Origin of the sequence: Methylobacterium sp. DB0501 (assembly GCF_011043735.1) — a bacterium.
Classification (GTDB): domain Bacteria; phylum Pseudomonadota; class Alphaproteobacteria; order Rhizobiales; family Beijerinckiaceae; genus Methylobacterium; species Methylobacterium alsaeris.
Genome location: NZ_JAAKGV010000003.1, coordinates 273,923 through 297,735, shown reverse-complemented (window position 1 = coordinate 297,735; position 23,813 = coordinate 273,923). Strand labels below are relative to the sequence as shown.

Sequence of the window (23,813 nt, the reverse complement as noted above, 5' to 3'; positions counted from 1 at the left end):
GTTCGGCTGCGCCTATAGCAGCCCCCCGGCGGGGAGGCAATCAAGATATAAAGATGTCTTTATGCGACCGGTTCGAAAGTGAGCGGGCGGTCGCCGCCGCGGTGCGGCGCCACCCGCATGCCCCCGCCCTGCCGCCTCGCAAGAGCGGCTCCTTGCCCTTGCACGCTCCTTGCAGACGTCAGGCGCGTAACGCGGCGGCCCGGAAGCGGCCGCGCGCCTGTCCGGGATCATTCGCATGCGTCACGCCTCCCTTTCGCGCCGCCAGCTGCTGGCCGGGGCCTCGGCCCTGGCCGCCCTCGGGCCCAACGGTGCCGTCCTGGCGGAGGGCGCCGCCCCGGCCGGCGCGACGGGGACGGCCTCGGGCAGCCTGACCTACGGCATCTCGCTGTTCGACCTGCCGCTCACCACCGGCCAGCCGGACCGCGGCGCCGGCGGCTACCAGTTCACCGGCCTCACCCTCTACGATCCCCTGGTCGCCTGGGAACTCGACGTCGCCGACCGGCCGGGCCGGCTGGTACCGGGGCTCGCGACTTCCTGGGAGAGCGATCCGGCGGATCGCCGCAACTGGGTCTTCCGCCTGCGCGAGGGGGTCAAGTTCCACGACGGCTCGGCCTTCGACGCCGATGCGGTGATCTGGAACTTCGACAAGGTGCTCGACGCCAAGGCGCCGCATTACGACCAGCGCCAGGCCTCGCAGGTGCGCCCGCGCCTGCCGTCGGTGGCCTCCTACCGCAAGCTCGACGCCGGGACCGTGCAGGTCACCACCAAGGCGGTCGACGCGCTGTTTCCCTACCAGATGCTGTGGTTCCTGATCTCGTCGCCGGCGCAGTACGAGGCGGTCGGCCGCGACTGGACCAAGTTCGCCTTCCAGCCCTCCGGCACCGGCCCCTACCGCCTCGCCGCCCTGGTGCCGCGGGTGCGCCTGGATCTGGTGCCGAACGAGACCCACTGGAACCCCAAGCGGATGCCGCGCCTCGCGAAGCTCACGCTCGCCTGCATCCCGGAGGACCTGGCGCGCGCCAATGCCCTCCTCTCCGGCAATGCCGACCTGATCGAACTGCCCGCGCCCGACGCGGTGCCGCGCCTCAAGGGCGCCGGCATGCGGGTCACCGGCAACGACACGCCGCATGTCTGGAACTACCACCTGTCGATGCTGGAGGGCAGCCCGTGGCGCGACCTGCGCCTGCGCAAGGCCGCCAACCTCGCCATCGACCGCGACGGCGTCGCCGCGCTGATGGGCGGGCTTGCGACGCCCGCCGTCGGCCAGGTGCAGCCCTCGAGCCCGTGGTTCGGCAAGCCGGGCTTCACGATCTCGTACGACCCCGACGCGGCACGCAAGCTGGTGAAGGAGGCCGGCTACTCGGTGCAGAACCCGTTGCGCACGAAGTTCGTCATCCCGACCGGCGGCTCGGGGCAGATGCTGTCGCTGCCGATCAACGAGTTCGTGCAGCAATCGTGGGCGGAGGTCGGCATCGCCGTCGAGTTCCAGGCGGTGGAGCTGGAGGTCGCCTACACCGCCTGGCGCCAGGGCGCCGCCGACCCGTCGATGAAGGGCATCACCGGCAGCAACATCGCCTACGTCACCTCGGACCCGCTCTACGCGATCCTGCGCTTCTACGATTCGAAGCAGGTCGCACCGACCGGCGTGAACTGGAGCCATTACCGCAACCCGGAGGTGGACCGGCTCTGCGACGCGGTGCGGGCGAACTTCGACCCGGCCGAGCAGGACCGGATGCTGGCGCGCATCCACGAGATCGTGGTGGACGACGCGGTGCAGGTCTGGGTCGTCCACGACACCAACCCGCACGCGCTCTCGGCCAAGGTGAAGGGGTACACCCAGGCGCAGCACTGGTTCCAGGATCTGACGACGCTCGGATAGGGGCGGCCTGCGGCGCGGCTGAGGATGACGATCCTCAGCCGCGCAACGCGGCGTAGCCCCGCTCCGCCACCCGGCGGCCGGCATCGGCCTCCACGGACACCCCGACGCTCCGCGGCCTGTCTCGGTCCGCGAGCGCATGCACCGTCATCGCCTCGCTCCGCCCCCGCAGCCGGTACGCGCCGAGCGCCTCCGCCTCGATCCCCTCGGGAAGGTGCGGCAACCGGGCGAGAACCGCGTCCGAGATCAGCACGGCCCGCCGGGTCTCCCGGCACAGGCCCTCGAGCCTCGCGGTCGCGTTCATGACGTCGCCGAAATACGCGATCTTGTGCCGGTCGACGCCGACCTCCGCCGTCACCACGCTGCCGCCGTGCAGGGCCGCGCGCATTTCGGGCACCAGGCCGAACCGGGCGAGCCACCGCTCCCGATCGCCGTCGAGGGCTCTCCGGATCGCGAAGATGCAGGCGACACAGCGTGCCCGCTCGATGCCCCTGGCGAACGGCCAGGAGACGATCACCTGATCGCCGACGTAGTCGTCGACCTGGCCGCGATGCCGCCGCACCGGCTCGGCGATGGCGGAGAACACCGCCTTGAGGAGTTCCTGCGCGGCGAGATCGCCGTGGCGTGCGGCGTAGGCCGTCGAGCCGACGAGATCGAGGAACAGGAACACGCGCTCCTCCCTGACCGGACGGTGATAGCGCCCGAGGATCAGGTTCAGGAACGTCTCGCCGCCGATCAGGTCGCGCACGCGCAGGACCGAGACGATGATGGCCGACATCGCCAGCGCGAAGGGAATGGTGGAGAGCTTGGGCGTGACGGCGCCCATCAGGGGCTTCTCGACGATTCCGAGCGTCCAGAGGAGCAGCCCGGTCAGCGCCATGCCGACGACGATCACCAGCACCAGGCTGACCTCGGCGGCCGCGACATAGGCCGGCGTGGGCAGCCGCCGCAGGCGCTCGCTGTAGCCGGCGAGGAAGACGCCGCGCTCGTAGGCGATCGCGAGGACGCCGACGCCGGTCCCGTAGAGGATCCCCGCGAGATTGGGTCCGTCGCTGAACAGGAATCCGTGCAGGGCCCCGAACGAGGCACTCACAGCGGCGATGATGATCCAGAAGGTCGCGGTGCCGCTCGACATCGTCTTCCTCGCCTCGGGAGCGCGGAATCCTGGATGACCGGGGAATAGCGGCGACGCAATGATCATTGGATACTTGGCGGCTACGCACGCTCGAGCCGCGTGCGGCACCGCACAGGGCGAAATCACGGATCATCGAACCGTGACGCTCGCGCGGGCCGGCCTCCGCTACCCGGCCATCCCGTGAACTCGGCGGTGCGGCCGGTCGGTCGACGACCCGAGCAGGCGCGGTGCCGGCAGCTCCCCGGTCTATCGCAAGCCCCTCCCTTTTTCCGGACGACGGCAGCGCCGGCGGAAGGAGATCCGGGAAAGGGGCGCTCTACGGTCAATCGAGAGGGACAGGTGGAGGGATCGACGAGAAGGCCGGTTCGTCACGGCGAGCGCCGCACCGGCTGCCAAGACCCTCGGCGAACCCGTCTCGGCGAGCGACCGCCGCCCGTTCACCCCTCGCCGAACACCCGCGCCACATCCCCCTCCCCCATCACCCGATACTGCCCGGGCTCCAGGTCGGCAGGCAGGTCCAGCGCCCCGACCCGATCCCGGTGCAACGCCGTGACGTGGTTCCCCAGAGCCGCGAACATCCGCCGGACCTGGTGGTAGCGGCCCTCCGTCAGGGTCACGGCGGCGCTTGTCGGACCGTGGACCTCCAGGGACACCGGAAGGAGCGGCTTCTCCTCACCCTCCAGCATCAGGGTGCCGGAGGCGAGCACCGCCCCCTCGTCGCCGCGCAGCGGTCGGTCGAGCGTCACCTGGTAGCGCTTCGAAACGCTGGCCTTCGGCGAGATGATCCGGTGCAGGAGCGCGCCGTCATCGGTGAGCAGCAGCAGGCCCGAGGTCTCCTTGTCGAGGCGGCCGACCGTCGAGAGCGGCGGCTCGCGGCGGCGCCAGCGCGGCGGGAGCAGGCCGTAGACGAGCGGGCCGGCCTCCTTGTGCGAGCAGGTGACGCCGAGCGGCTTGTGCAGCATCAGCGCCACGCCCGGCAGTGGGTCGAGGGGCTTGGTCTGGACGGTGAGCCGGGCCGGGAGATCGGGGTCGAGGGCGATGCGCCGGTCGGCATCGCGCAAGGCGGCGCCGTCGAGCACGATCGTGCCGGCGCGGGCGAGCATCTGGATCTCGCGGCGCGAGCCGTAGCCGAGATTGGAGAGCAGCCGGTCGAGCCGGACCGACGCCACCTTGCCCTTGGTACTCATCTCTTGGCGTTTCTCTTGCCGGATCTCGTGCCGAGTCTCTTGCCGAGTCTTTTTTCGGCGCTCATTTGCGCGCCTCGTGGATCTTGTAGCCCTGGGCGGTGGCGCGCGGCACGACCTCGCGAAACACCTCAGAGAGCGTCGCCTCGTAGGGCAGATGGGTGTTGGCGGTGAGCCACAGCGTCCCGCCCGGCCGCAGGGCCGCGGCGGCGCGGCGGATGAAGGCCTGGCCGAGCGCCCGATCCTCGGTGCCGCCGTCGTGGAAGGGCGGGTTCATCACCACGAAGTCGAGGCGCTCCGGCACCGCATCCGCGGCGCGGGCATCGGCCCATCTGATCGCGACGCGGGGATCCTCGACGTTGCGCCGCGCCGCCGCCACTGCCCGGCGGTCGTTGTCGACGAGGGTGAGCCCGGTCACTTTCGCCGAGGCCAGCACGGCCCTGGCGAGGATGCCGAGGCCGCAGCCGAGATCGGCGCCGCGGCCCGACAGGGCCGGGAGCTGCGCGATCAGGAGCGCCGTGCCGGGATCGATCCGGTTCCACGAGAAGATGCCGGGCTGCGACCACAGGCCGAGATCGGGCACGAGCCGCATTGCGCCGTCAGCGATGGCCTCGTCGAGGCCGGCCGGGGCCTCGGGCCGCGCGGTGCGCACGATCCGGTGGTGGCGCTTCGCGGTCTCGTCGAGGCGGCAGCCGAAGCCGGAGAGTTCGCGGGCGAGGCGCGAGCCGCCGCGATCCTTCGGCGCCAGCACCGTGAGGGCCGCACCCGGGGCGAGCGCCCTCAGGGCCAGCGCGAGGGCATGGCGGCGCTCGAGCGTGCCGGGCGGGGCCAGCACCGTCAGGCTCTCGAGCGCGCCGGGGGCCAGATCCTCCAGGGGCTGGGCGCCCGGGACGAGCGGAGAGAGCTGCACCGCGCCGTCCGGGACGGCGGCGAGGTCGGCGGGTGGGTGGCCGTAGACGCCCGGCCGGGCGGAGATCGGGTCGGTCACGTCAGCCGCGGGGGAATTCCAGGCCCATCTCGCGGTAGCGCTCGGGATCGTCGGCCCAGTTCTCCCGCACCTTCACGAACAGGAACAGGTGGACCTTCGCTTCCGCCGCCTCGGCGATGTCGATCCGGGCGGCCTGGCCGATGGCCTTGATGGTCTGCCCGCCCTTGCCGAGCACGATCGAGCGCTGGCTCTCGCGCTCGACGAAGATGGTCTGCTCGATCCGCACCGAGCCGTCGGGCCGGACCTGCCACTGGTCGGTCTCGACGGTCGAGGAATAGGGCAGCTCCTCGTGCAGCCGGTCGTAGATCTTCTCGCGGGTGATCTCGGCGGCGAGCATGCGCAACGGCGCGTCGGAGACCTGGTCCTCGGGGTAGAGCCAGGGGCCGGACGGCATCCGGGCGGCGAGGTCGCGGCGCAGGTCGTCGACCCCGTCGCCGGTGAGCGCCGAGATCATGAAGGTGCGCTCGAACGGCACCCGGGCGTTGACCGAGGCGGCAAGCGCCAGCAACCGCTCGCGGGCGATCACGTCGATCTTGTTGAGCACCAGGAATTTCGGGCGCTTCAGATCCGGCATCCGCTTGAGGATCGCGTCGACCTCCTCGTCGACACCTTTTCGCGCGTCGATCAGCAGGCAGACCGCGTCGGCATCGGCCGCGCCGCTCCAGGCCGAGGTCACCATCGCCCGGTCGAGGCGGCGCTTGGGCGCGAAGATGCCGGGGGTGTCGACGAGGACGATCTGCGCGTTCCCCTCGATGGCGATGCCGCGCACCAGCGCCCGGGTGGTCTGCACCTTGCGCGAGACGATCGACACCTTCGTGCCGACCAGGCTGTTGAGCAGGGTCGACTTGCCGGCATTCGGCACGCCGATCAGGGCGACGAAGCCCGCGCGGGTGTCCTTCGGGGGCGTCGTGTCGGCGGGAGCGCCCGGGATCGGGCCGTCATCCTCGGTGTCGGGTGTGGTGTCGTCGATCATTCTGGTTGCTCCCCGGGCTCGTCCCCGGTCCACAGCCCCTCGCGCACCAGCAGCGCACGCGCGGCCGTCTGCTCGGCCAGGCGCTTGGAGCCGCCGATGCCGATGCCGGGCGCGGTGCCGGTGACCCGGGCCTCGATGCGAAATTGCGGCGCGTGGTCGGGCCCGGCCCGCTCCACCACCACGTAGGTCGGCGTCGGCCAGCCCTGCGCCTGCGCCCATTCCTGCAACGCCGATTTCGGGTCGCGGCTGCGCGTGCCCTCCGTCTGCCGGTCGGCCTCGAAGGCGCGGTCGATCACCGCCTTGGCGGCGCCGTAGCCGGCATCGAGGAAGACCGCGCCGAGGATCGCCTCGCAGACGTCGGCGAGGATCGCCGAGTTGCGGCGCCCGCCGCCATGGACCTCGCCGCCGCCGAGGTTCAGGTGCGGCCCGACCTCCCAGGCATTGGCCACCATGGCGCAGCTCTCGCGCCGCACCAGGCTCGACAGGCGCCGCGACAGGTCGCCCTCGTCGGCCCCGGGCAGGGCGTTGTAGAGCCCGTCGGCCACGGCGAGGCCGAGCACCCGGTCGCCGAGGAATTCCAGGCGCTGGTAGCTGACCCGGCCGTTGGTCGCGCTGACATGGGTGAGCGCCTGCACCAGGAGGTCGCGGTCGGCGAAGCGGTGGCCGATGCGCTCCTCCAGCACCGAGAGGTCGGGCCGACGCCTCATGCCGCGCTTGCGCCGCGGCGGGGCGTCACCCGGACCGGCGGTCCCGGGTCCCGCAACCGGCGGTTCGCCCTGCGGCGTTGCGGCGTCGGCGTCGATCACGCTCTTCGGCTCCCGTCAGTGGATCGGCTTGAAGATCCGGTTCCAGCGCACCGTCCAGGGCCAGTTCCAGATCTGCCAGGCGGCAGCGCCCTCGTCGATCGAGAAGAAGATCACCTCGGCCCGGCCGATCAGATTCTCGTAGGGCACGTAGCCGACATTGCCGAGATCGCGGGAATCGGTGGAGTTGTCGCGGTTGTCGCCCATCATGAAGAAGTGGTTCGGCGGCACGGTGTAGACCTGGGTGTTGTCCCACAGGCCGCGGTCGCCGTCGCGCTCGATGATGTCGTGGGTGACGCCGTTGGGCAGGGTCTCGCGGTATTGCGGCACCAGGGTCGGCTGCCCGAACGCGTCGGTGGTCGAGTAATCGGCGATGCGCTCGCGCTTCACCGGCCGGCCGTTGATGTTGAGCACGCCCTCGATCACCTGGATCCGGTCGCCCGGCAGCCCGATCACCCGCTTGATGTAGTCGGTCGCGTTGTCCTTCGGCAGCTTGAACACCGAGATGTCGCCCTGCTTGGGGTAAGCGCCCCAGATCCGGCCCTTGGCCTCGATCGGCAAATACTCGCTCAGCGGCAGCGAGTACTTGGAATAGCCGTAGGAGTACTTCGATACGAAGAGGTAGTCGCCGATCAGCAGGGTCGGAATCAGCGAGCCGGAGGGGATGTTGAACGGCTGGAACAGCAGGGTGCGGACCACCACGGCGATCAGCAGCGCCTGGATGCCGACCTTGACGGTTTCCTTGATCGAGTCCCAGACGCCGGCTTCCTTGCCGCGTTTCAGGTCGTGGTCCGTGCGTGCGCGATCCATGCTCGTTCTCTCCGGCGGTCCGTGCAGAATGCGCCTTCGCCCCCGCCGAGGGCACGCGGCCGGCTTTTTGCGCGGTGCGGGGGGTCTAGACCAACGCTTGCCCGCCCGCAACGCGGTGGCGCGACGGGAGCGAATCACCTCGCCGCCCGCGACCGGGTCCGGACGACCGGGACCGGGTCGGCCTCGCGATCCTCCATCCCACCTCCGGATCGGGGCCGGGGGCTGGAGGAGGCCTACCGTCTCCGCCCTACCCCTCCGGCAAGGCCTCGATGATGACGAAGGCCTGGGCGAGCGGGGGATCGTCGGTCAGCGTCACGTGGACCACCGGGCGGTGGCCCGGCGGCATCAGGGCGGCGAGGCGCTCGGCCGCGCCGTTGGTGAGCCGCAGGGTCGGACGGCCGCCGGGCAGGTTCACCACCTCCATGTCGCGCCAGAACACGCCGTGGCTCATGCCGGTGCCCAGCGCCTTCGAGCAGGCCTCCTTGGCGGCGAAGCGTCGCGCATAGGACGGCGCGCGGGCGGCGCGCCGGTCGCTGCGGGCGCGCTCGCCCTCGGTGAAGACCCGGTGGGTGAAGCGGTCGCCGAAACGCTCCAGCGAGCGCTCGATGCGGCGGATGTCGCAGAGGTCGGAGCCGATGCCGACAATCATGCGGGGCCTCCGGCCTGCGCCTGCGCGCGGCCCGCCTCCATCGCCGCCCGCATCGCCCGGATCGCGGCGGGCAGGCCGTCGAAGATCGCCTCGGCCATCAGGGCATGGCCGATATTCAGTTCGCGCACCTGGGCCAAGGCCGCCACCGGCCCGACGCTCTCGACGGTCAGGCCGTGGCCGGCATGGATCTCGAGCCCCAGGCCCCCGCCATGCTCCGCCGCGCGGGCGAGCCGGGCGAGCTCGGCCCGGATCTTCTCCGGATCGCCGGCGATCACCGCCTCGCAATAGGTGCCGGTATGCAGCTCGACGACCGGGGCGCCCAGGGCGCGGGCCGCCTCCATCACGTGGATCTCCGGCTCGACGAACAGCGAGACCCGCACGCCGGCCGCGTTGAGGCGCGCGATGGCCGGGGCGAGGTGCTCGCGGCCGCCGATGATGTCGAGCCCGCCCTCGGTGGTGCGCTCCTCGCGCTTCTCCGGCACCAGGCAGGCGGCGTGGGGCTTCAGGCGCAGGACGATCCCCATCATCTCGTCGGTCACCGCCATCTCGAAGTTGAGCGGCCGGTCGATCTCGCGCATCAGCCGCTCGACGTCGGAATCGCGGATGTGGCGGCGATCCTCGCGCAGGTGGGCGGTGATGCCGTCGGCGCCCGCCGCGATCGCCGCATGGGCCGCCCGCACCGGATCCGGCAGCGTGCCGCCGCGGGCGTTGCGCAGGGTGGCGACGTGGTCGACGTTGACGCCGAGGCGGAGAGGCGAGGCGGGCATCGGGCGGGTTTCTCGGACGGTGTCTTCTCTGGAGTCCCCGCGATGTAGCGTGGGGCACCGCCCCCCGCCACCCGCCCGTATTGCGGAACCACACTCCCTGGAGAAAGCGCGAACGGGCCGGGACTCCGCCTGGACAACCTCGCCCGGTGCACCGCACTGTGCGGTTTCCACGGCGCGGGCCCTCGAAGACCCGCCCGGCGCGGCGCCCCCCGCCGCGACAACCCGACGACCGATGCTCGGGCGGGCCGCCGTGCCCGCCCCGGAGGCCCACGATGTCTGCTCGACGGCTCGACCGCGGCGGTGACGCGCCCGCCCGGCTGCCCCTGCCGCCCCGCCCCCACACCTTCGCCGCGTTTCTCCCCCATGGAGGACGCGCAGTCCCGGAACCCGCGGCTCCCGCCGCGGTTGCCCTTGGGACAGCCCGCGTGACGCTGCGAGAGACCCGCTTGACCGGAACCCTGCGGACGATCCTGACGGCCTTCGCCGCGCTCTCCGCCGTGACGGCGGCCGAGGCGCAGCAGGGCTCGGCGCCCGCGGACGCCGTGAAGCCGCCGGCGGCGATCCCCGCCCAGCCGCCGCAGGCCGCTCCCGCCCCGCAGCCCGCCGCCCCGCCGCCCGCCGCGAACCAGGCCGCCCCGGCGAACCCGGCTCCTGCGCCGGCTCCCGCCGCGCAGGCTCCGGCGATCCCGACCGGCACCCCGGCGACCGTCCTCGACACCCAGGATTACGACGGCGTCCTCGGCAAGCCGGTGCGCAGCGCCGCCGGCGAGGATATGGGCCGCATCATCGACATCATCGTCGACAAGGACGGCCGGCCGCGGGCCGCGATCATCGATTTCGGCGGCTTCCTCGGCGTCGGCTCGCGCAAGATCGCGGTCGATTGGCGCGCCCTGCACTTCTCGGCCGACAACAAGCCCGGCCGCGCGGTGCTGCAGCTGAACCGCAACCAGGTGCGGGTCTCGCCCGAGTACAAGCCCGGCGACCCGATCGTCGTGCTCGGCCCGGCCGGCCCGGTCCCGGCGCCCGCCCAAGGTGCGCCCTCCCAAGCATCCCCTACCCCTAGCCAAGCGGTCCCTGCCCCTAGCCAAGCGGCCCCCACCCAAGCGGCGCCCGCCCAACCCTCGGCGTCCGCGCCGGCGCCCGCTCCCGCCACGCCGCCGGTCGCGGCCCCGGCTCCGGCTCCCGACGCCGACCAGGCCGCTTCGCGCAACCCGCCGGACAAATGACGCGACCGCGCCAGGCCTTCCGCCGCCCCCTCGCCCATCGCGACCGGGACGTTCCTCGCTCCGACGCGCGGCCGGATTCCCGCCAGGATCCGGCCCGCGACGCTCTGCGGGACCGGGCCGGCGGGTCGGCGGGGCGGCGGCGGGAGAAGCCGGCGCCCTCGCTCGCCAGCACCCGCGGCCTCGACGCGTTCACGTTCTTCGTCGCCAACCTGCAGACGGGCTTCGGCCCGTTCGTGGCGGTCTACTTCACCTCGCAGAGCTGGACACAGTCCGATATCGGGCTGGTGCTCACCATCGGCGGGCTGTTCAGCCTGTTCGGGCAGGTGCCCGGCGGCGCCTTCGTCGACTGGGTGACCTCCAAGCGCTTCATCGCCGCCCTGTCGGTGGCGATCATCGGCGCCTCGGCCGCCGGCCTGGCGCTGTTCCCGACCTTCCTGATCGTGGCGCTCGCGATGGCGGCGCACTCGATCGCAAGCTGCACCCTGACGCCGGCGATCGCCGCGATCAGCCTCGGCCTCGTGGGCCATGCGGGCCTCGGCGAACGCCTCGGGCGCAATGCCCGCTTCTCCTCGATCGGCAACGCGCTCGCCGCCGCCGGCATGGGCGCCTGCGGCTACTACCTGTCGAGCGAGGCGGTGTTCTACGTGACGGCGGCGCTCGCGCTGCCGACGCTGGCCGCGCTGTACTGCGTGCGCGCGAGCGAGATCGACGTGGTGCGGCCGCAAGCCCCCGGCGGCGGCGAGGCACCGGGCGGCTGGGCGAGCCTGAAGCTCCTGCTCACCAACCGGGCCCTGCTGTGCTTTGCCGCCTGCATCACCCTGTTCTTCGTCGCCAACGCGGCGATGCTGCCGCTGGTCGGCAGCGTGCTCACGGTGCGGGCGAGCCAGACCGCCACCATCCTGATCGCCGCCTGCATCATGGCCCCGCAGATGGTGATGGCGCTGATCGCGCCCGCGGTCGGCCGCGCCGCCCAGGCCTACGGCCGGCGCCCGCTCCTCATCATCGGCTTCGCCGCCCTGCCGATCCGCGGCCTGCTATTCGCCTATACGGATGCGCCCGAACTGCTGGTGGCGGTGCAGGTCTTCGACGGCATCTCGGCCGCGGTGCTCGGCGTGATGGTGCCGCTGATCGTGGCGGATTGCACCCGCGGCACCGGCCGGTTCAACATGGCGCTCGGGGCGGTGGGCACCGCGATGGGACTGGGCGCCGCCGCCAGCACCACCCTGTCGGGCTACATGGCCGACCATTTCGGCACCCATGCCGCCTTCCTGGGACTGGCCGCGGTGGCCTTCGCGGCGCTGGTGCTGGTGGCGTTCATCATGCCGGAGAACCGGCGGGCGCGGGAGGCGTGACGGGGATCGATCCGGGGAACGGCGCTGCGGGAAAGCGGTGTGCGGTGCAGCGCCGCTCAACTCCCGTTCAGGAACGGCGGATTACAAGACGGATTGCACCGCTCGCCTGAAACATAAGGTGACGCTTGCGCGTTGCGAGAAGCGGGTGGGGCCTAACGGGACGTACGGGGAGAATGCGGCGGGGTTCTTGCATCCCGCCTCTCTCCCGACCGTGGGCCGCACGCGTGCGAAGAACCGGGATCGATCGCCACGATGGATGACCTCTGCGCGTACGCCAACCGGCCCTGGGCCTTCGTGGCCCGCTACCTGCGCCGCCGCATCGTACCCCACGCGGCCATTCTGGTCGCGGTCCTGGGCGCCGTGGCCTGCTCGGTCAGCACCCAGTACGGCCTGAAGGGCGTCGTCGACGCCCTCGGCAAGGGACCCGAGAACAACACCCTGATCTGGCCGGCGCTTACGGTCCTGATCTGCTTCATCGCGGCCGACAACATGCTGTGGCGGGTGGCGAGCCTGATCGCCAGCTTCACCTTCGTGAAGGTCACCGGCGACGTCCGGCGCGACCTGTTCCAGCACCTGACCGGCCACTCGCCGTCCTACTTCGCGGACCGGCAGCCCGGCACGCTGGCCAGCCGCATCACGGCGACCTCGAATGCCATCTTCACCGCCGAGAACATGTTCGTTTGGAACGTGATGCCGCCCTGCGCGGCGGCGTTCGGCGCGATCCTCTACGTCGGCAGCGTCAGCATGCCGATGGCGCTCGGCCTGCTCGTCATCTGCGGCGGCGTGGTGGTGCTGATGTTCCGCATCGCCGCCGCCGGCAAGCCGCTGCACCACGACTTCGCCGAGAAGGCGGCCTCCGTCGACGGCGAGATGGTCGACCTCGTGAGCAACATGCCGCTCGTGCGCGCCTTCTCGGCCTACAAGCGCGAATTCGCCCGCTTCGACCAGACCATCGGCACCGAGATGAAGGCGCGCAGCCGCTCGCTCCTCTACCTCGAGCGCCTGCGCATCATGCACGCGCTGATCACCGTCGTGGCGGTGCTCGGCCTCCTGTTCTGGGCGATCAAGATGTGGCAGGCGGGCGCCGCCACCGCCGGTCAGGTGGTGCTGGTCTGCACGCTCGGCATCACCATCCTGGCCGCGACCCGCGACCTCGCCGTCGCCCTGGTCGACGTGACCCAGCACACCGCCCGCCTGTCGGAGGCGCTGCGCACGCTGCTGCAGCCGCACGACCTGCGCGACCACCCGGAGGCGAAGCCGCTCGTCGGCGAGGGCGCCCGCATCACCTTCGAGAAGGTCGCCTTCAACTATCCGGACGGCCGCGAGGTGTTCGGCGACTTCAACCTCGACATCCAGCCCGGCCAGCGCGTCGGCCTCGTCGGTCGCTCGGGCGGCGGCAAGTCGACCCTGTTCACCCTGCTCCAGCGCTTCTACGACCCGCAGAACGGCCGCATCCTGATCGACGGCCAGGATATCGGCCGGGTCACCCAGGAGAGCTTGCGCGAGGCGATCACCGTCGTGCCGCAGGACATCTCGCTGTTCCACCGCAGCTTGCGCGAGAACATTCGCTACGGCCGGCCGGACGCCTCCGACGAGGACGTGTGGGCCGCGGCCGCGGCCGCCCGCTGCACCGACTTCATCAACGACCTGCCGGGCGGCTTCGACACCATCGTGGGCGACCGCGGCGTGAAGCTCTCGGGCGGCCAGCGCCAGCGCATCGCGGTGGCCCGCGCCATCCTGAAGGATTCGCCGATCCTGCTCCTCGACGAGGCCACCTCGGCCCTCGACACCGAATCGGAGGAGGCGATCCGCGAGGCGCTCGGCAACCTGATGAAGGGCCGTACCGTCATCGCCATCGCGCACCGGCTCTCGACGCTGAAGGATTTCGACCGGATCGTCGTGCTCGACGGCGGCCAGGTGATCCAGGACGGCTCGCCCGACCGCCTGGTGCATCTCGACGGGTTCTACCGCGACCTGATCCAGCGCGAGACGATCAAGCTGTCGCGCGAGGCGGCGTAAGCGACTGTCGGGGACAACACTTCCCTAGAACGATCGCACTCCTGTCCCCTCCCCCCACGGACCTCGGGCTCGCCCGAGTTCCGCATCGACATGCGCAAATCGGGCCCGCCCGACTTCGGACGGGAGAGCGTGGCCTGTGGAGCGGGCCGGGAGAGGGGCAGCGCGCGACGCCGATCCAGGTCGCGCCCGTCGAACGGTTCAGTCATGTTCGGAAGCGTCGTCGCCTCTCCCGCCCCGCTCCGCGGGGCACCCTCACCCGCAGAGGGGGGGAGGGTTCAGGAGCGCGCAGTCCGGCCGGGACTTCGCTATCACCGAAGCATCCGACGTGCGCCGGCGCACTTTCCGACGGACCCGTCTCAATTGGCGCCCCGGGATTTGTGCGTTGCGGTGAACTTTCCGCCGCGTTCGTCGTTCTATCCGGAAGCCGCCCGCCGTCGCGACCCCACCGGCGCGTGATCTGCGTGCAGCGGGCTCCATCCAACCCGGCAAGACGAGACCGACGATGCTGAAGACCATCACCTATGCGATGATCGGCGTCCTGGCCTGCGGGCTGGTGGTGGCCGTGGTCGGCGCCTCCGGCGTCATCGGAGGCTGAGAGACAACGAGGAGCCCGTCCCGGTGACGGGCCCCCGCCTCACTTCTCCCGGAACGCGCGCGCGACCTGATCGGCGAGAGGCTTCGTGAAGTAGCTCAGCACCGTGCGCGGCTGGGTCTGGATGAAGGCCTCGACCGGCATGCCGGGGGTGAGCCGCACCGTACCGAGGCGCCTCAGCTCGGCGTCCGGCACGGCGACCCGGGTGGTGTAGTAGCCCTGGCCGGTGCGCGGGTCGGTGGTCAGGTCGGGAGAGATCCGCGACACCGCCCCGTTGACGATCGGCGTGGTGCGCTGGTTGAAGGCCGAGAACCGCAACGAGGCCGCCTGCCCGACATGGACCTGGTCGATGTCCTGCGGCGCGAGCTTCGCCTCGACCGTCAGGTGATCGGCGGTCGGCACGATCTGCATGATCTCGGCGCCCGGCGCCACGACGCCGCCGACGGTGTGGACCGCCAGCTGGTGCACGAGCCCGTCCTGCGGCGCCCGGATCTCGACGCGCTTCAGCTGGTCCTCGGCGGTGATGCGCCGCTCGGCGTATTCCGAGGTCTTGCTGCGGATCTCGGCCAGCTCCTTGCCGACCTCGGTGCGCAGGTCCTGGTCGATCTGCAGGATCTGCAGCCGCGTCTCGGTGATGCGGCCGCGGACCTGGGCGATGGTCGAGACCAGCGTCCCCTTCTCGCCCTCCAGCCGCGCGAGGTCGCGCTCGAGCGCGCTCACCCGCTGGATCGGCACCAGCTTCTTCTCCCATAGGTCCCGCACCCCGCCGAGCTCGCGCTCGATCAGGACGATCTCCCGGGCCTTGGCGGCGATCTGCTCGTCGAGGCCGCGGATCTGCTCGTCGAGCTGGCCGACCCGCTCGGCGAGCTGCGACTTCTGGCCCTCTCGGGCGCTTCCCCTCGTCTGGAACAGCCGGCGCTCGCCGCCGATCAGCCCGGCCACCACCGGATCGGCGACCCGCGCCGTCAGCTCGTGCGGGAAGGTCACGTCGGACGCACCGTCGCGCTCGGCCTCGAGCCGGGCCCGGCGGGCGGTCGATTCGTCGATCGAGCGGGTGACGATGGCGAGGTTGGCCTGCAGCACCGTCTCGTCGAGGCGCAGGAGCACGTCGCCGGCGGCGACCCGGTCGCCGTTCTTGACCCGCAGCTCGCCGACGACGCCGCCGGTCGGATGCTGCACCTTCTTGACGTCGGACTCGACCACCAGCGAACCGGCGGTGACGACGGCGCCGGAGAACTCGGCCAAAGCCGCCCAGCCGCCGGCACCGACGAACAGGAGCGCGCCGCCGAGCGCGCCGGCGAGCAGGTGGCGGCGGATCGAGGCCTGGGTCCCAGGGCTGATCGAGTTCATCACGAACGCCCTCCCTGGGCGAGCTTGAGGGTGAAGCCGGGCGCGAAGCTCGCCGAGCCGGCCTGCATCGGCGCCTCCGCCGGCATGGCGCGGGGTCGGTTGAGGGTGGGCAGGATCTCGTCGCGGGGGCCGAGCGCCTGGACGCGGCCATGGGCCATTACCATCACCTGGTCGAGGGCCGCGAGCGCGCTCGGCCGGTGGGCGACCACCACGACGATGCCGCCGCGCGCCCGCACCCCGGCGATCGCCTCGGTGAGCGCCGCCTCGCCTTCCTGGTCGAGGTTGGAGTTTGGCTCGTCGAGCACCACCAGGAAGGGGTCGCCGTAGAGGGCGCGGGCCAGCGCCAGGCGCTGGCGCTGGCCGGCCGAGAGCAGCGCGCCGCGCTCGCCGATCTGGGTCTGGTAGCCCTCGGGCAGGGACAGGATCATGTCGTGGACCCGCGCGGCCCTGGCCGCCGCGATGATGCCGTCGGCCTCCGCGCCCGGCCGGAAGCGGGCGATGTTGGCCGCCACCGTGCCGGGAAACAGCTCGACCTCCTGCGGCAGGTAGCCGATATGGCGGCCGAGATCCTGCGACCGCCACTGGTCGAGGCGGGCGCCGTCGAGGCGCACCGCCCCCCGCACCGGCTGCCAGATCCCGACGAGCAGCCGGGCGAGGGACGACTTGCCCGAGGCGCTGTGGCCGACGATGCCGAGCCCCTGCCCGGGCTCGAGCGTCAGGCCGACATCGAGGACGGTGAGGCGCTGGCTGCCGGGAGGGCCGACGCTGGCCTGCTCGACGGTGAGCCCGTCGCGCGGGGCCGGCAGGGTCAGGCCTTCCGGCTCGTCGCCGGCGGCGGAGAGCGCCGCGCCGAGATGGCGCCAGCACATGCGGGCCGACGCGAAGGTCTTCCAGTAGCCGATCGCCTGGTCGATCGGCGCCAGCGCGCGGGCGCTGAGGATCGAGCCGGCGATGATGACCCCGGCGGTCGCCTCCTGGCGGATCACCAGGAAGGCGCCGACGCCGAGCACCGCCGATTGCAGCACCACCCGCAGCACCTTCGAGGCGTTGTGGATCGCACCCGTGATCTCGGCGGTGCGCTCCTGGGTGGCGTGCGAGGCGGCGCTCGCCCGGGCCCAGATGCCGGCGAGGTCGGCCTCCATGCCCATCGCCCGCACGGTCTCGGCGTTGCGCCGGCTCGCCTCGGCGACGAAGCCGCGGGCGGCTCCCGCCTCGCGGGCGTCGCGGGCGTGGTGGCGGGTGAGGATCTCGGCCAGCACCGTCAGGCCGACCAGCGCCAGCGCGCCGACGAGGGCGGTGAGCCCGATCCAGATGTGGAAGGCGAAGAGCAGGCCGAGATAGACCGGGATCCAGGGCAGGTCGAACAGCGCGCCCGGTCCGCCGCCGGCGAGGGCGGCACGGATCTGGTCGAGGTCGCGCATCGGCCTGAGGCCGTCGGCCTCGCCCCTCCCGCGCAGCGGCAGGGTGACGACGGCGCGGAAAACCCGCCGGCTCAGCGCCTCGTCGAAGGCCCGCCCGGCCCGCAGGAGCAGGCGCGAGCGGATCAGGTCGAAGAAGCCCTGGCCCAGATAGAGCACCAGCACGATCAGGCTGAGGCCCACCAGCGTCGGCACGCTGCGGCTCGGGATCACCCGGTCGTAGACTTCGAGCATGTAGAACGAGCCGGCGAGCGCCAGCAGGTTCACGGCGCCGCTGAGCACCGCGACGCCCAGCACCACGTGGCGCAGCTGCGCCAGGGCGGCCACGATCGGCGGGGCCGAGGCGGCCCGGGACGGGGCGAGGCCGAAGGCCGTGAGCGTATCGTGACGCAAGCCCCCGCGGGAAGCCTCCTGTTGCCGGGAAGCCTCCTCCTCGCGGGATGCGTCCTCCCGGGCGGGGCCGGCATGCAGGCGGTCGAGGACCGGCCGCGCGGCGGAACGGGCGACGGCGCGGACGCGCCCGATGCGCGAGCGGGGGAGATCGAGGGATGTCACGGGTTCGGACTCCGTCTGGCGGCGCGCGGCGACCGCCGGACGGGAGAACCCGACCGGCGGCGGCGGCGCGTCGCGGAAATGCGAGGAGAGGCGGCGCGGGGTGCCCCGACCGCCGGTCCGGAAACCGGCGGGCGGGGCGGTCACGATCCTCAGACGAGGTAGTCGTGGAAGGTGAAGTGCTGAGCGCCGTTGCTTTGCAGGTTCAGATGGGCCCCCGCCACGTCCTGGCCGTGATAGGTGGCGCTGTCGACGTAGAGGTTGCGGTCGCCGCGGCCGGCACCGGCCCAGACGTCGTTGAGGAAGTTGACCGCCACGTCGTGGTCGCCCTGGCCCCAGTTGCCGCTCACCGAGATCAGGTCGGACTGGCCCGAGCCGTGGGCGGCGTGCGCGGTCTGGACGCCGCCGATCTGCTTGCCGTCGACCGAGATCGTGTACTGGGCATCGCCCCAAAGGGCGTCCTGGCTGACCTTCAGGAGCAGCTGGTCGGGGCCGCTGCCTAGGCTGACGCTCGGCTGCGCCGTGCTGCCGGTGGACGGCGCGGTCGCGACCGGGGGGACGACGGCCGTGGCCGTGGCCGCCGCCGCGGGGGCGGGCGTGCTCGGCAGCGCATGGTCGCCGCCGCCGGCCGGGGTCGCGGCGGTGTTGTTGGTCACCAGCTCGAGATGCGCGCGGATCGCGCCGATGTCCTTGAACAGGTTGTCGACCTGCTTCTGGCTCGCACCCTGCTCGAGATAGGCGAGCTGCATGGTGTTCGGGCCGGCGGTGTCGGTGACGTAACCGCCGTAGTTCTGGTAAGCCTTGGCCAGCGCCATGCCCTCGGACGTGGTGATGCCGATCTTGGTCAGGTCGACGTCCTTGGGGATCGCGATCAGCGAGCCCAGCGGGATCGAGCCCGAATAGCTGCCGCTGAAGTTGTCGGCGGAGGTCGCCGGCCAGACATACGGGGATGCGGCGGAGCCGGCCTGGGTCGTCGAGACCGCCATCGCAACCGCGTGGTCGATGTGGCCCGCGTCGAGCTCGGACTTCTGCACCAGGCCGCCCATCAGCGACATGCCGGCGGCGCGGATGCCCTCGTGCGCGCCAGGCACATTGGCGATGCCGTCACCCGTCACGGTGTTCTCGACGACGTAGGAGGCGTGATAGCTGTTGTTGCCGGTCTTACCGCCCAGCCAGGTCTCGATGTAGTGCTGGCCGTCCTCGGACACGATGATCGCCCAGCCGTCGCCGGTCTTGAACTGCACGTCGCTCGGCGTCCGCATCTGGAACGAGCCGTTCATCGACGAGGTGTTGCCGAAAGTCCAGTCGGAGTTGGTGGCCCGGCTCTCGTAGGTCCAGGTCGCCATCGGGTCGGTCGACTTCGCCTGGTAGATCGGAATGGCGTCCTGGCCGATCCAGGTGTTTACGCCGGCCTGATGCTGGATGGAGGCGGTCTGCGCCCCGGATGCAGCCTGGAACTGCGCATTCGACCCGATCGGGGTGTTCCAGATGCTGCCCGGCGCAAAGGGCTGCGCGACCGTTTCATAAGCCATGTATCACGTCCGGTTCTGTGGAAAGGCAGCCGGGCCGCAGGACGCGGCGGCTGAATGCGGCATCACAAGTAGATCACGGCCCGCCCTGGGCCTGATCCGATGCGCGAGGTGACAATAGGCAGCAATACTCAATCGTCAAGCCTGTGTTAAGAAACGTAGACTTATGGATATTTTATCAAATAATTCCCCGACGTGCGGCGACCGGACGCTGATTCGCCCGCTCTTCCGGTCAAGATTCGGCGAAGGAAATGGGGCGCAAGCGGCTGCCGGCGGTCGTGGCGCCAAGAGATCGACGGCGACAACTCTCGGGTCTTTGATGCAGCGCAGCAACTAGGCCGTATTGCGAGCGGGCGAATTGATCTGCGGAGCAGTCGCACGGCTCGAATCGACCCTCCTACATAAGATGAATGGTCGTCCCGTTATGGGACGCCTGCCGGGGGCGGGTGATGAGGGCGGGCGCTCCGCGCAGGGAAGCCGCCGATCGATTACGCTGCCCGACGGCGCGCCTCAGACGAGCGCGAGAAAGCCGGCAATCGTCGCGGCGGGAACGACTGAGTGTCCGACCATCACGCCGCATCCAAGACCTGGGACGACTTGCGACGACAGATCTCGACGTCCCGGCGCGGATCTGCGCGCCACACCGGTCTGTAGCCGACTGGAGCATCGCCGCGACCCATCATGAAACACTCACAAGATGCACAGGCAACGGTTTTTCACCTCGGCCGGGGGCCTGGGCGCGCAGCCGGTCAAGGGCTCCTTCCAGGATGCCGTGCCCGTTCCGGCAGTACCGGTCGCCGCCAGGCCTTCCCGTCGAAAGCAGACGTCATACAACTTCCGATTGATTACACGGAGATTGCTGCGCAATCGCATCCGCAATGCGGAAGTCGGCTTCGCTCAAGCGCCGCGCGAGCTGGTGATGCCGTTTCCGGACGTCATCTCCCGGAAACGGCATCATCCGCTCTTCGGATGGGACGCCCCTCGATCCGGCGCCCGAACCGGCCCGGACCGGCGGCAATGCCTTGTCCTCGTGGCCCGGCCTGGGGCGGTGCGCGCCGACCGCCGATCACGGCGCGCGGCGGCCTCGCGGCCGGGCCACAGGACGACGTCGACGGCGCGTGCAGCCGGGGCGCGAGCCTCACCGCCCGGCCCACACCGCCCGCGTCCGCGCCCGCAGGCCGATCATGACCGGGCGGATCGTCTCGCGGATGTGGCCGGCGATCGGATGGTCGAGGACCAGCATCGCGACGAGCCAGGCCGCGGCGCCGCCGAAGCCGGCGAGGACGCCCTCCGGGATGGTGAGGGCGAAGCCCCGGCCGGTGAGCGCGATGACGGCGATCGGGGGAAGGGCGGTGGCGAGCGCCACGAGGGCGCTGATCCGGAGCGCGCCGACGAAGTCGGCGAGGCCGAACGGCACCCGGCGGCGGATGAACCACAGGGCGATCCCGGCCTGGAGCGGGACGGTGAGGAACTGGCTCGCGGCCACCGCCAGCGGCCCGCCGGAGGCCGCCGCGAACAGGATGACGGCGCTCGGCGGCAGGCCGATCAGGCTCGCCGTCAGGGTGTCGCGCAGGCCCTCGCTCGCCAGCAGCACCGGATAGGTCAGCATCGCCGGGAACGTCAGCATCGAGGCGAGGGCCAGCACCTGGAAGATCGGCACGCTGGCGAGCCACTGCGACCCGAGCAGGACCATCACCACCGGATGGGCGATGAGCGCCAGCAGCACGGAGATCGGCCACAGCACCGCCGTGATGTTGCCGATCGACGCGAGGTAGGTCGGCGCCAGCGGCCGCCCGTCGCGCCGGTCGGCGGCGAACATCGGCAGGATCACCGTGCTGAGGCTGCCGAGGATCATCTTGTCGGGGAGCTGGCTCAGCACTTGCGCCCGGCCGTAGAGGCCGACGAGGTCGGGCCCGCCGAAGCGGCCGAGGAGGAAGATCGGCAGCAGGTCGTAGGCGCGGGTGAGGAGCGTGTTCACGCTGGAGAAGCCTCCGATCGCCAAGGCCGTGCGCCAGCCCTGGAGGCTGGGGCGGTAGACCCCCGGCTCCGGCCGGACCGCGAGGCTCAAGGCCACGGCGGCGGCCGCGCTTCCCACCATCGCCCAGGCGAAGCTCAGCGCCCCGAAGCCGAGATAGGCGAGCCCGACGAGCACCACAGCGTAGGTCAGGCCGATGCCGACATTGACCCACATCAGGGAGGCGAACTGGAAGTCGCGGCGCATCATCGCCATCAGCGGGCCGGAGAACGGTACCAGCAGGAAGCTCAAGGACAGCACCCGCAGGTAGGGGGCGAGCACCGGCTGGCCGTACATCCCCGCCCACAGGTCGGCGGAGGCGAAGAGCCCGGCCGCGAAGACCAGCGACAGAGCCAGCAGCACCGTGAAGGCGGTGCGGGCGCTCTGCTGCGAGGTCGTCGGCTCGTGGATGATGTAGTTGGTGGTGCCGAAATCCCGCAGGCCGTCGACGACCTGCACCAGCGCGACCCCGAGCATCGACAGGCCGACCTGCTCCGGCGTAAGCAGGCGCGAGACCAGGGCGGTCTGGACGAGGGTGATCGACAGGACGAGGTAGCGCTCACCCGAGACGAGAAGGACGGCGCGCTTGACGAGGTTCATCAAGTAACCCTTGGTCTGAAATCGTTTCGGACGATCGTTGCTTGGGCGGGCGGCGGCATGGATGGGGACATCTTCGGTGGAGATGGCGTCGGCGGGGTTTGTCTTGGCGGGGATCAGGGCGAGCCGGCGAGCGCCCCCGGCGCCGGCCAGGCCCGGCCGGCGCGCCAGGTGCGGGCGAGCGCCGCGAGGTAGCGCGCCGGATCGAGGCCGGGGACGCAGTCGCGGGCCAGGACCACGCGCGCCTCGGCCGGACGGCCGAGACCGGCGAGGCGCCGGGCGTGGTCGAGCGTCAGCCGGTTGCGGCAGCGACGGGCGGACGGCGCCAGCTCGGCCGGCACCGCACCCTCGTCGAGGAGCCTGCCCAACGTGGCGGCGAGCAGCGGCGGGGCCGGCACGCGGCGGGACGGGACGGCCGGTCCCAGCACCGCCGTCGGCCGCGCGACGTAGCGAAAGCATCCCTGCAGGGCGAGGCGGCCCCACAGGTCGAGTTCCGGCCCGCCGCCGCAGCGGAGGGGAAAAAGCCCGGCCTCGATCGCCGCCGCCCGCTCGACCAGGACGGCGCTCGCGCGCAACGGCGCGTCCCCGATCCGGAGCGCGAAATCGAACGGGTCGGAGACGCGGCCGGCGGGCACGCTCATCGGGAGGAGCGGCCGCCCGGGCTCCCCGAGGAGGGGGTTGCCGAACACCGCGACGGCGTCGCCGAACCGCGTCGCGGCGACGAGCTCGGCGAGGTGGTCCGGCCGCCAGGCATCGCCGGGATCGAGGAACGCCACCCATTCGGCCCGGGCCGCGCCGATTCCGCGATTGCGGGCGGCGCTGCGGCCGGCTCCCTCGACGCGCAGCGCCCGCACCCGCGGATCGGCGGCCCCGGCGGCGGCCTCGGCGGCCCCCTCCCCGACCGCCAGGACCTCGTAATCGCCGAAGGTCTGGGTCCGCAGGGACGCGAGGGCCGGCTCGACGGGCGGACCCGCCCGGAGCGGGAGCACGACCGAGACGCGCGGGGGGCGCATCGGGCTCACGCTCCGCTCCGCAGGATGCAGGCGGGATTGCCGACCACCGTCGCGCCCGCCGGCACGTCGCGCAGGACGACCGCGCCGAGACCGACGAGCGCCCGCTCGCCGACCGTCACGCGCTGACGCAAGCAGCTGCCGGCCCCGACGTAGCAGGACCGTCCGAGCCGCACGAAGCCGCCGACGACGCAGCCCGGCGCCAGCATCGCCCCGTCGCCGATCACCGTGTCGTGCCCGACGATCGCGCCCGGCCCGATCGTGACGTGCGCGCCCACCACGACGTTGCCACCGATGCCGGCGCCGTGATGAATGCAGGTCCCGGGGCCGACGATCACCCGGGACGAGACCGCAGCGCCGGGATGGATCAGCGTCGCGAAGTGCTGGCGGTCGAGCCCGGTCCCGGCGACGATCTGCAACCGCTCGCGGTGGCTGGTGTCGCTGCCGACGGCGTTGACGAAGGCCGCATCCCCGCTCTCGGCGAGGCGGCGCGCCTCCGCGAGGCGCCCGAGCACCGGCAGCCCGGCGACCCGCTCGCCCTCCGGCCGGGCATCGTCGAGGAAGCCCGCCACCCGCCACAGGCCGGGCCGGCTCTCGACGAGGTCCAGGATGTCGAGGGCGTTGCCGCCGGTGCCGAGGATGATCAGGGGGCGCTGCATGGCCGTGCCGGGTCTCGACCCACGTCTCGCCGCGGACGACGCGGCCTCGACGTCCAGGCTAGCCGGCCCCGCCCGCAAGGTAAGCGTCGCAATCGTCGGCGCCGGGCTCTCCGAAAGGCGTAAACCCGCCCGCCCTTCTGGGCGGGGAAGCCGCCGAATTCCGCCGCTCCCGCGCGTGAGGGCAGCCCCTAGGCTGCTGCCCATGATCGCGCGGCGCGGAACGCCCTCCGCCCGCGAGACGGTACGCGGGAGAGCGCCGACCCATGACGACGGCACCCATGACGACGGCACCCATGACGACGGCACCCAT

The 23,813-nt window shown here is 71.7% G+C and carries 18 protein-coding genes; 4 read left to right on the top strand and 14 right to left on the bottom strand.

Annotation, left to right across the window (positions count from 1 at the left end; translation table 11 throughout):
- Window positions 1-235: 235 nt before the first annotated feature.
- Window positions 236-1,879, top strand: coding sequence for an ABC transporter substrate-binding protein (locus G4G93_RS07010; protein ID WP_165082568.1), 1,644 nt, complete (start codon window positions 236-238; stop codon window positions 1,877-1,879).
- Between the two features lie 34 nt (window positions 1,880-1,913).
- Here the strand turns inward: G4G93_RS07010 and G4G93_RS07005 are convergent, their stop codons facing one another.
- The 8 genes from G4G93_RS07005 to G4G93_RS06970 all read right to left on the bottom strand — a co-directional run bounded on the left by G4G93_RS07005 (window position 1,914) and on the right by G4G93_RS06970 (window position 9,185).
- On the bottom strand, window positions 1,914-3,011 hold the full coding sequence (locus G4G93_RS07005; protein ID WP_165082566.1) for an adenylate/guanylate cyclase domain-containing protein: 1,098 nt from the start codon (window positions 3,009-3,011) through the stop codon (window positions 1,914-1,916).
- Between the two features lie 437 nt (window positions 3,012-3,448).
- Window positions 3,449-4,198: a pseudouridine synthase gene (locus G4G93_RS07000; RefSeq protein WP_206289581.1), complete on the bottom strand. Its 750-nt coding sequence runs from the start codon at window positions 4,196-4,198 to the stop codon at window positions 3,449-3,451.
- A gap of 61 nt (window positions 4,199-4,259) precedes the next feature.
- Window positions 4,260-5,183 carry a methyltransferase gene (locus G4G93_RS06995; protein ID WP_312891772.1) on the bottom strand — a complete coding sequence of 308 codons (924 nt, stop codon included), beginning with the start codon at window positions 5,181-5,183 and terminating at the stop codon, window positions 4,260-4,262.
- Window position 5,184: 1 nt separating this feature from the next.
- Window positions 5,185-6,156: a GTPase Era gene (gene era, locus G4G93_RS06990; protein ID WP_206289580.1), complete on the bottom strand. Its 972-nt coding sequence runs from the start codon at window positions 6,154-6,156 to the stop codon at window positions 5,185-5,187.
- A complete protein-coding gene (gene rnc, locus G4G93_RS06985; RefSeq protein WP_165082564.1) occupies window positions 6,153-6,863 on the bottom strand; it encodes a ribonuclease III in 711 nt (236 codons plus the stop codon). Before rnc ends, era begins: the two co-directional genes overlap by 4 nt.
- 114 nt (window positions 6,864-6,977) lie before the next feature.
- Entirely contained in the window at window positions 6,978-7,769 is a 792-nt protein-coding gene (gene lepB, locus G4G93_RS06980; protein ID WP_165082562.1) for a signal peptidase I, read from the bottom strand.
- A 247-nt stretch (window positions 7,770-8,016) separates the two neighbouring features.
- Window positions 8,017-8,418 carry a holo-ACP synthase gene (acpS, locus tag G4G93_RS06975; RefSeq protein ID WP_165082560.1) on the bottom strand — a complete coding sequence of 134 codons (402 nt, stop codon included), beginning with the start codon at window positions 8,416-8,418 and terminating at the stop codon, window positions 8,017-8,019.
- Window positions 8,415-9,185, bottom strand: a complete 771-nt coding sequence (locus tag G4G93_RS06970) for a pyridoxine 5'-phosphate synthase (RefSeq protein ID WP_165082558.1) — start codon at window positions 9,183-9,185, stop codon at window positions 8,415-8,417. Before G4G93_RS06970 ends, acpS begins: the two co-directional genes overlap by 4 nt.
- A 446-nt stretch (window positions 9,186-9,631) precedes the next feature.
- On the opposite strand from G4G93_RS06970, the gene G4G93_RS06965 reads away from it, so the two are divergent.
- The 3 genes from G4G93_RS06965 (at window position 9,632) to G4G93_RS06955 (ending at window position 13,782) form a co-directional block, all read left to right on the top strand.
- Window positions 9,632-10,411, top strand: coding sequence for a PRC-barrel domain-containing protein (locus G4G93_RS06965; RefSeq protein WP_165082556.1), 780 nt, complete (start codon window positions 9,632-9,634; stop codon window positions 10,409-10,411).
- The gene (locus tag G4G93_RS06960) at window positions 10,408-11,763 is read left to right on the top strand and encodes an MFS transporter (RefSeq protein ID WP_165082554.1); all 1,356 of its coding nucleotides are present in this window, start codon (window positions 10,408-10,410) and stop codon (window positions 11,761-11,763) included. The genes G4G93_RS06965 and G4G93_RS06960 overlap by 4 nt, the downstream gene beginning before the upstream one ends.
- Before the next feature lie 252 nt (window positions 11,764-12,015).
- On the top strand, window positions 12,016-13,782 hold the full coding sequence (locus G4G93_RS06955) for an ABC transporter ATP-binding protein (RefSeq protein WP_165082552.1): 1,767 nt from the start codon (window positions 12,016-12,018) through the stop codon (window positions 13,780-13,782).
- Between the two features lie 634 nt (window positions 13,783-14,416).
- Here G4G93_RS06955 and G4G93_RS06950 read toward each other — a convergent pair.
- From G4G93_RS06950 to G4G93_RS06925, 6 genes are all read right to left on the bottom strand, one after another.
- Window positions 14,417-15,724: an HlyD family type I secretion periplasmic adaptor subunit gene (locus G4G93_RS06950; RefSeq protein WP_165082550.1), complete on the bottom strand. Its 1,308-nt coding sequence runs from the start codon at window positions 15,722-15,724 to the stop codon at window positions 14,417-14,419.
- Complete coding sequence (locus G4G93_RS06945; RefSeq protein WP_312891771.1) at window positions 15,724-17,697, bottom strand: type I secretion system permease/ATPase; 1,974 nt, start codon at window positions 17,695-17,697, stop codon at window positions 15,724-15,726. Before G4G93_RS06945 ends, G4G93_RS06950 begins: the two co-directional genes overlap by 1 nt.
- A gap of 149 nt (window positions 17,698-17,846) precedes the next feature.
- On the bottom strand, window positions 17,847-19,226 hold the full coding sequence (locus G4G93_RS06940) for a carbohydrate-binding domain-containing protein (RefSeq protein WP_246736587.1): 1,380 nt from the start codon (window positions 19,224-19,226) through the stop codon (window positions 17,847-17,849).
- A 1,135-nt stretch (window positions 19,227-20,361) separates the two neighbouring features.
- Window positions 20,362-21,837, bottom strand: coding sequence for an oligosaccharide flippase family protein (locus G4G93_RS06935; protein ID WP_165082548.1), 1,476 nt, complete (start codon window positions 21,835-21,837; stop codon window positions 20,362-20,364).
- Window positions 21,838-21,950: 113 nt separating this feature from the next.
- Entirely contained in the window at window positions 21,951-22,847 is an 897-nt protein-coding gene (locus G4G93_RS06930; protein ID WP_165082546.1) for a glycosyltransferase family 2 protein, read from the bottom strand.
- A 5-nt stretch (window positions 22,848-22,852) separates the two neighbouring features.
- Window positions 22,853-23,503, bottom strand: a complete 651-nt coding sequence (locus G4G93_RS06925; protein ID WP_165082544.1) for a NeuD/PglB/VioB family sugar acetyltransferase — start codon at window positions 23,501-23,503, stop codon at window positions 22,853-22,855.
- Window positions 23,504-23,813: the final 310 nt, after the last annotated feature.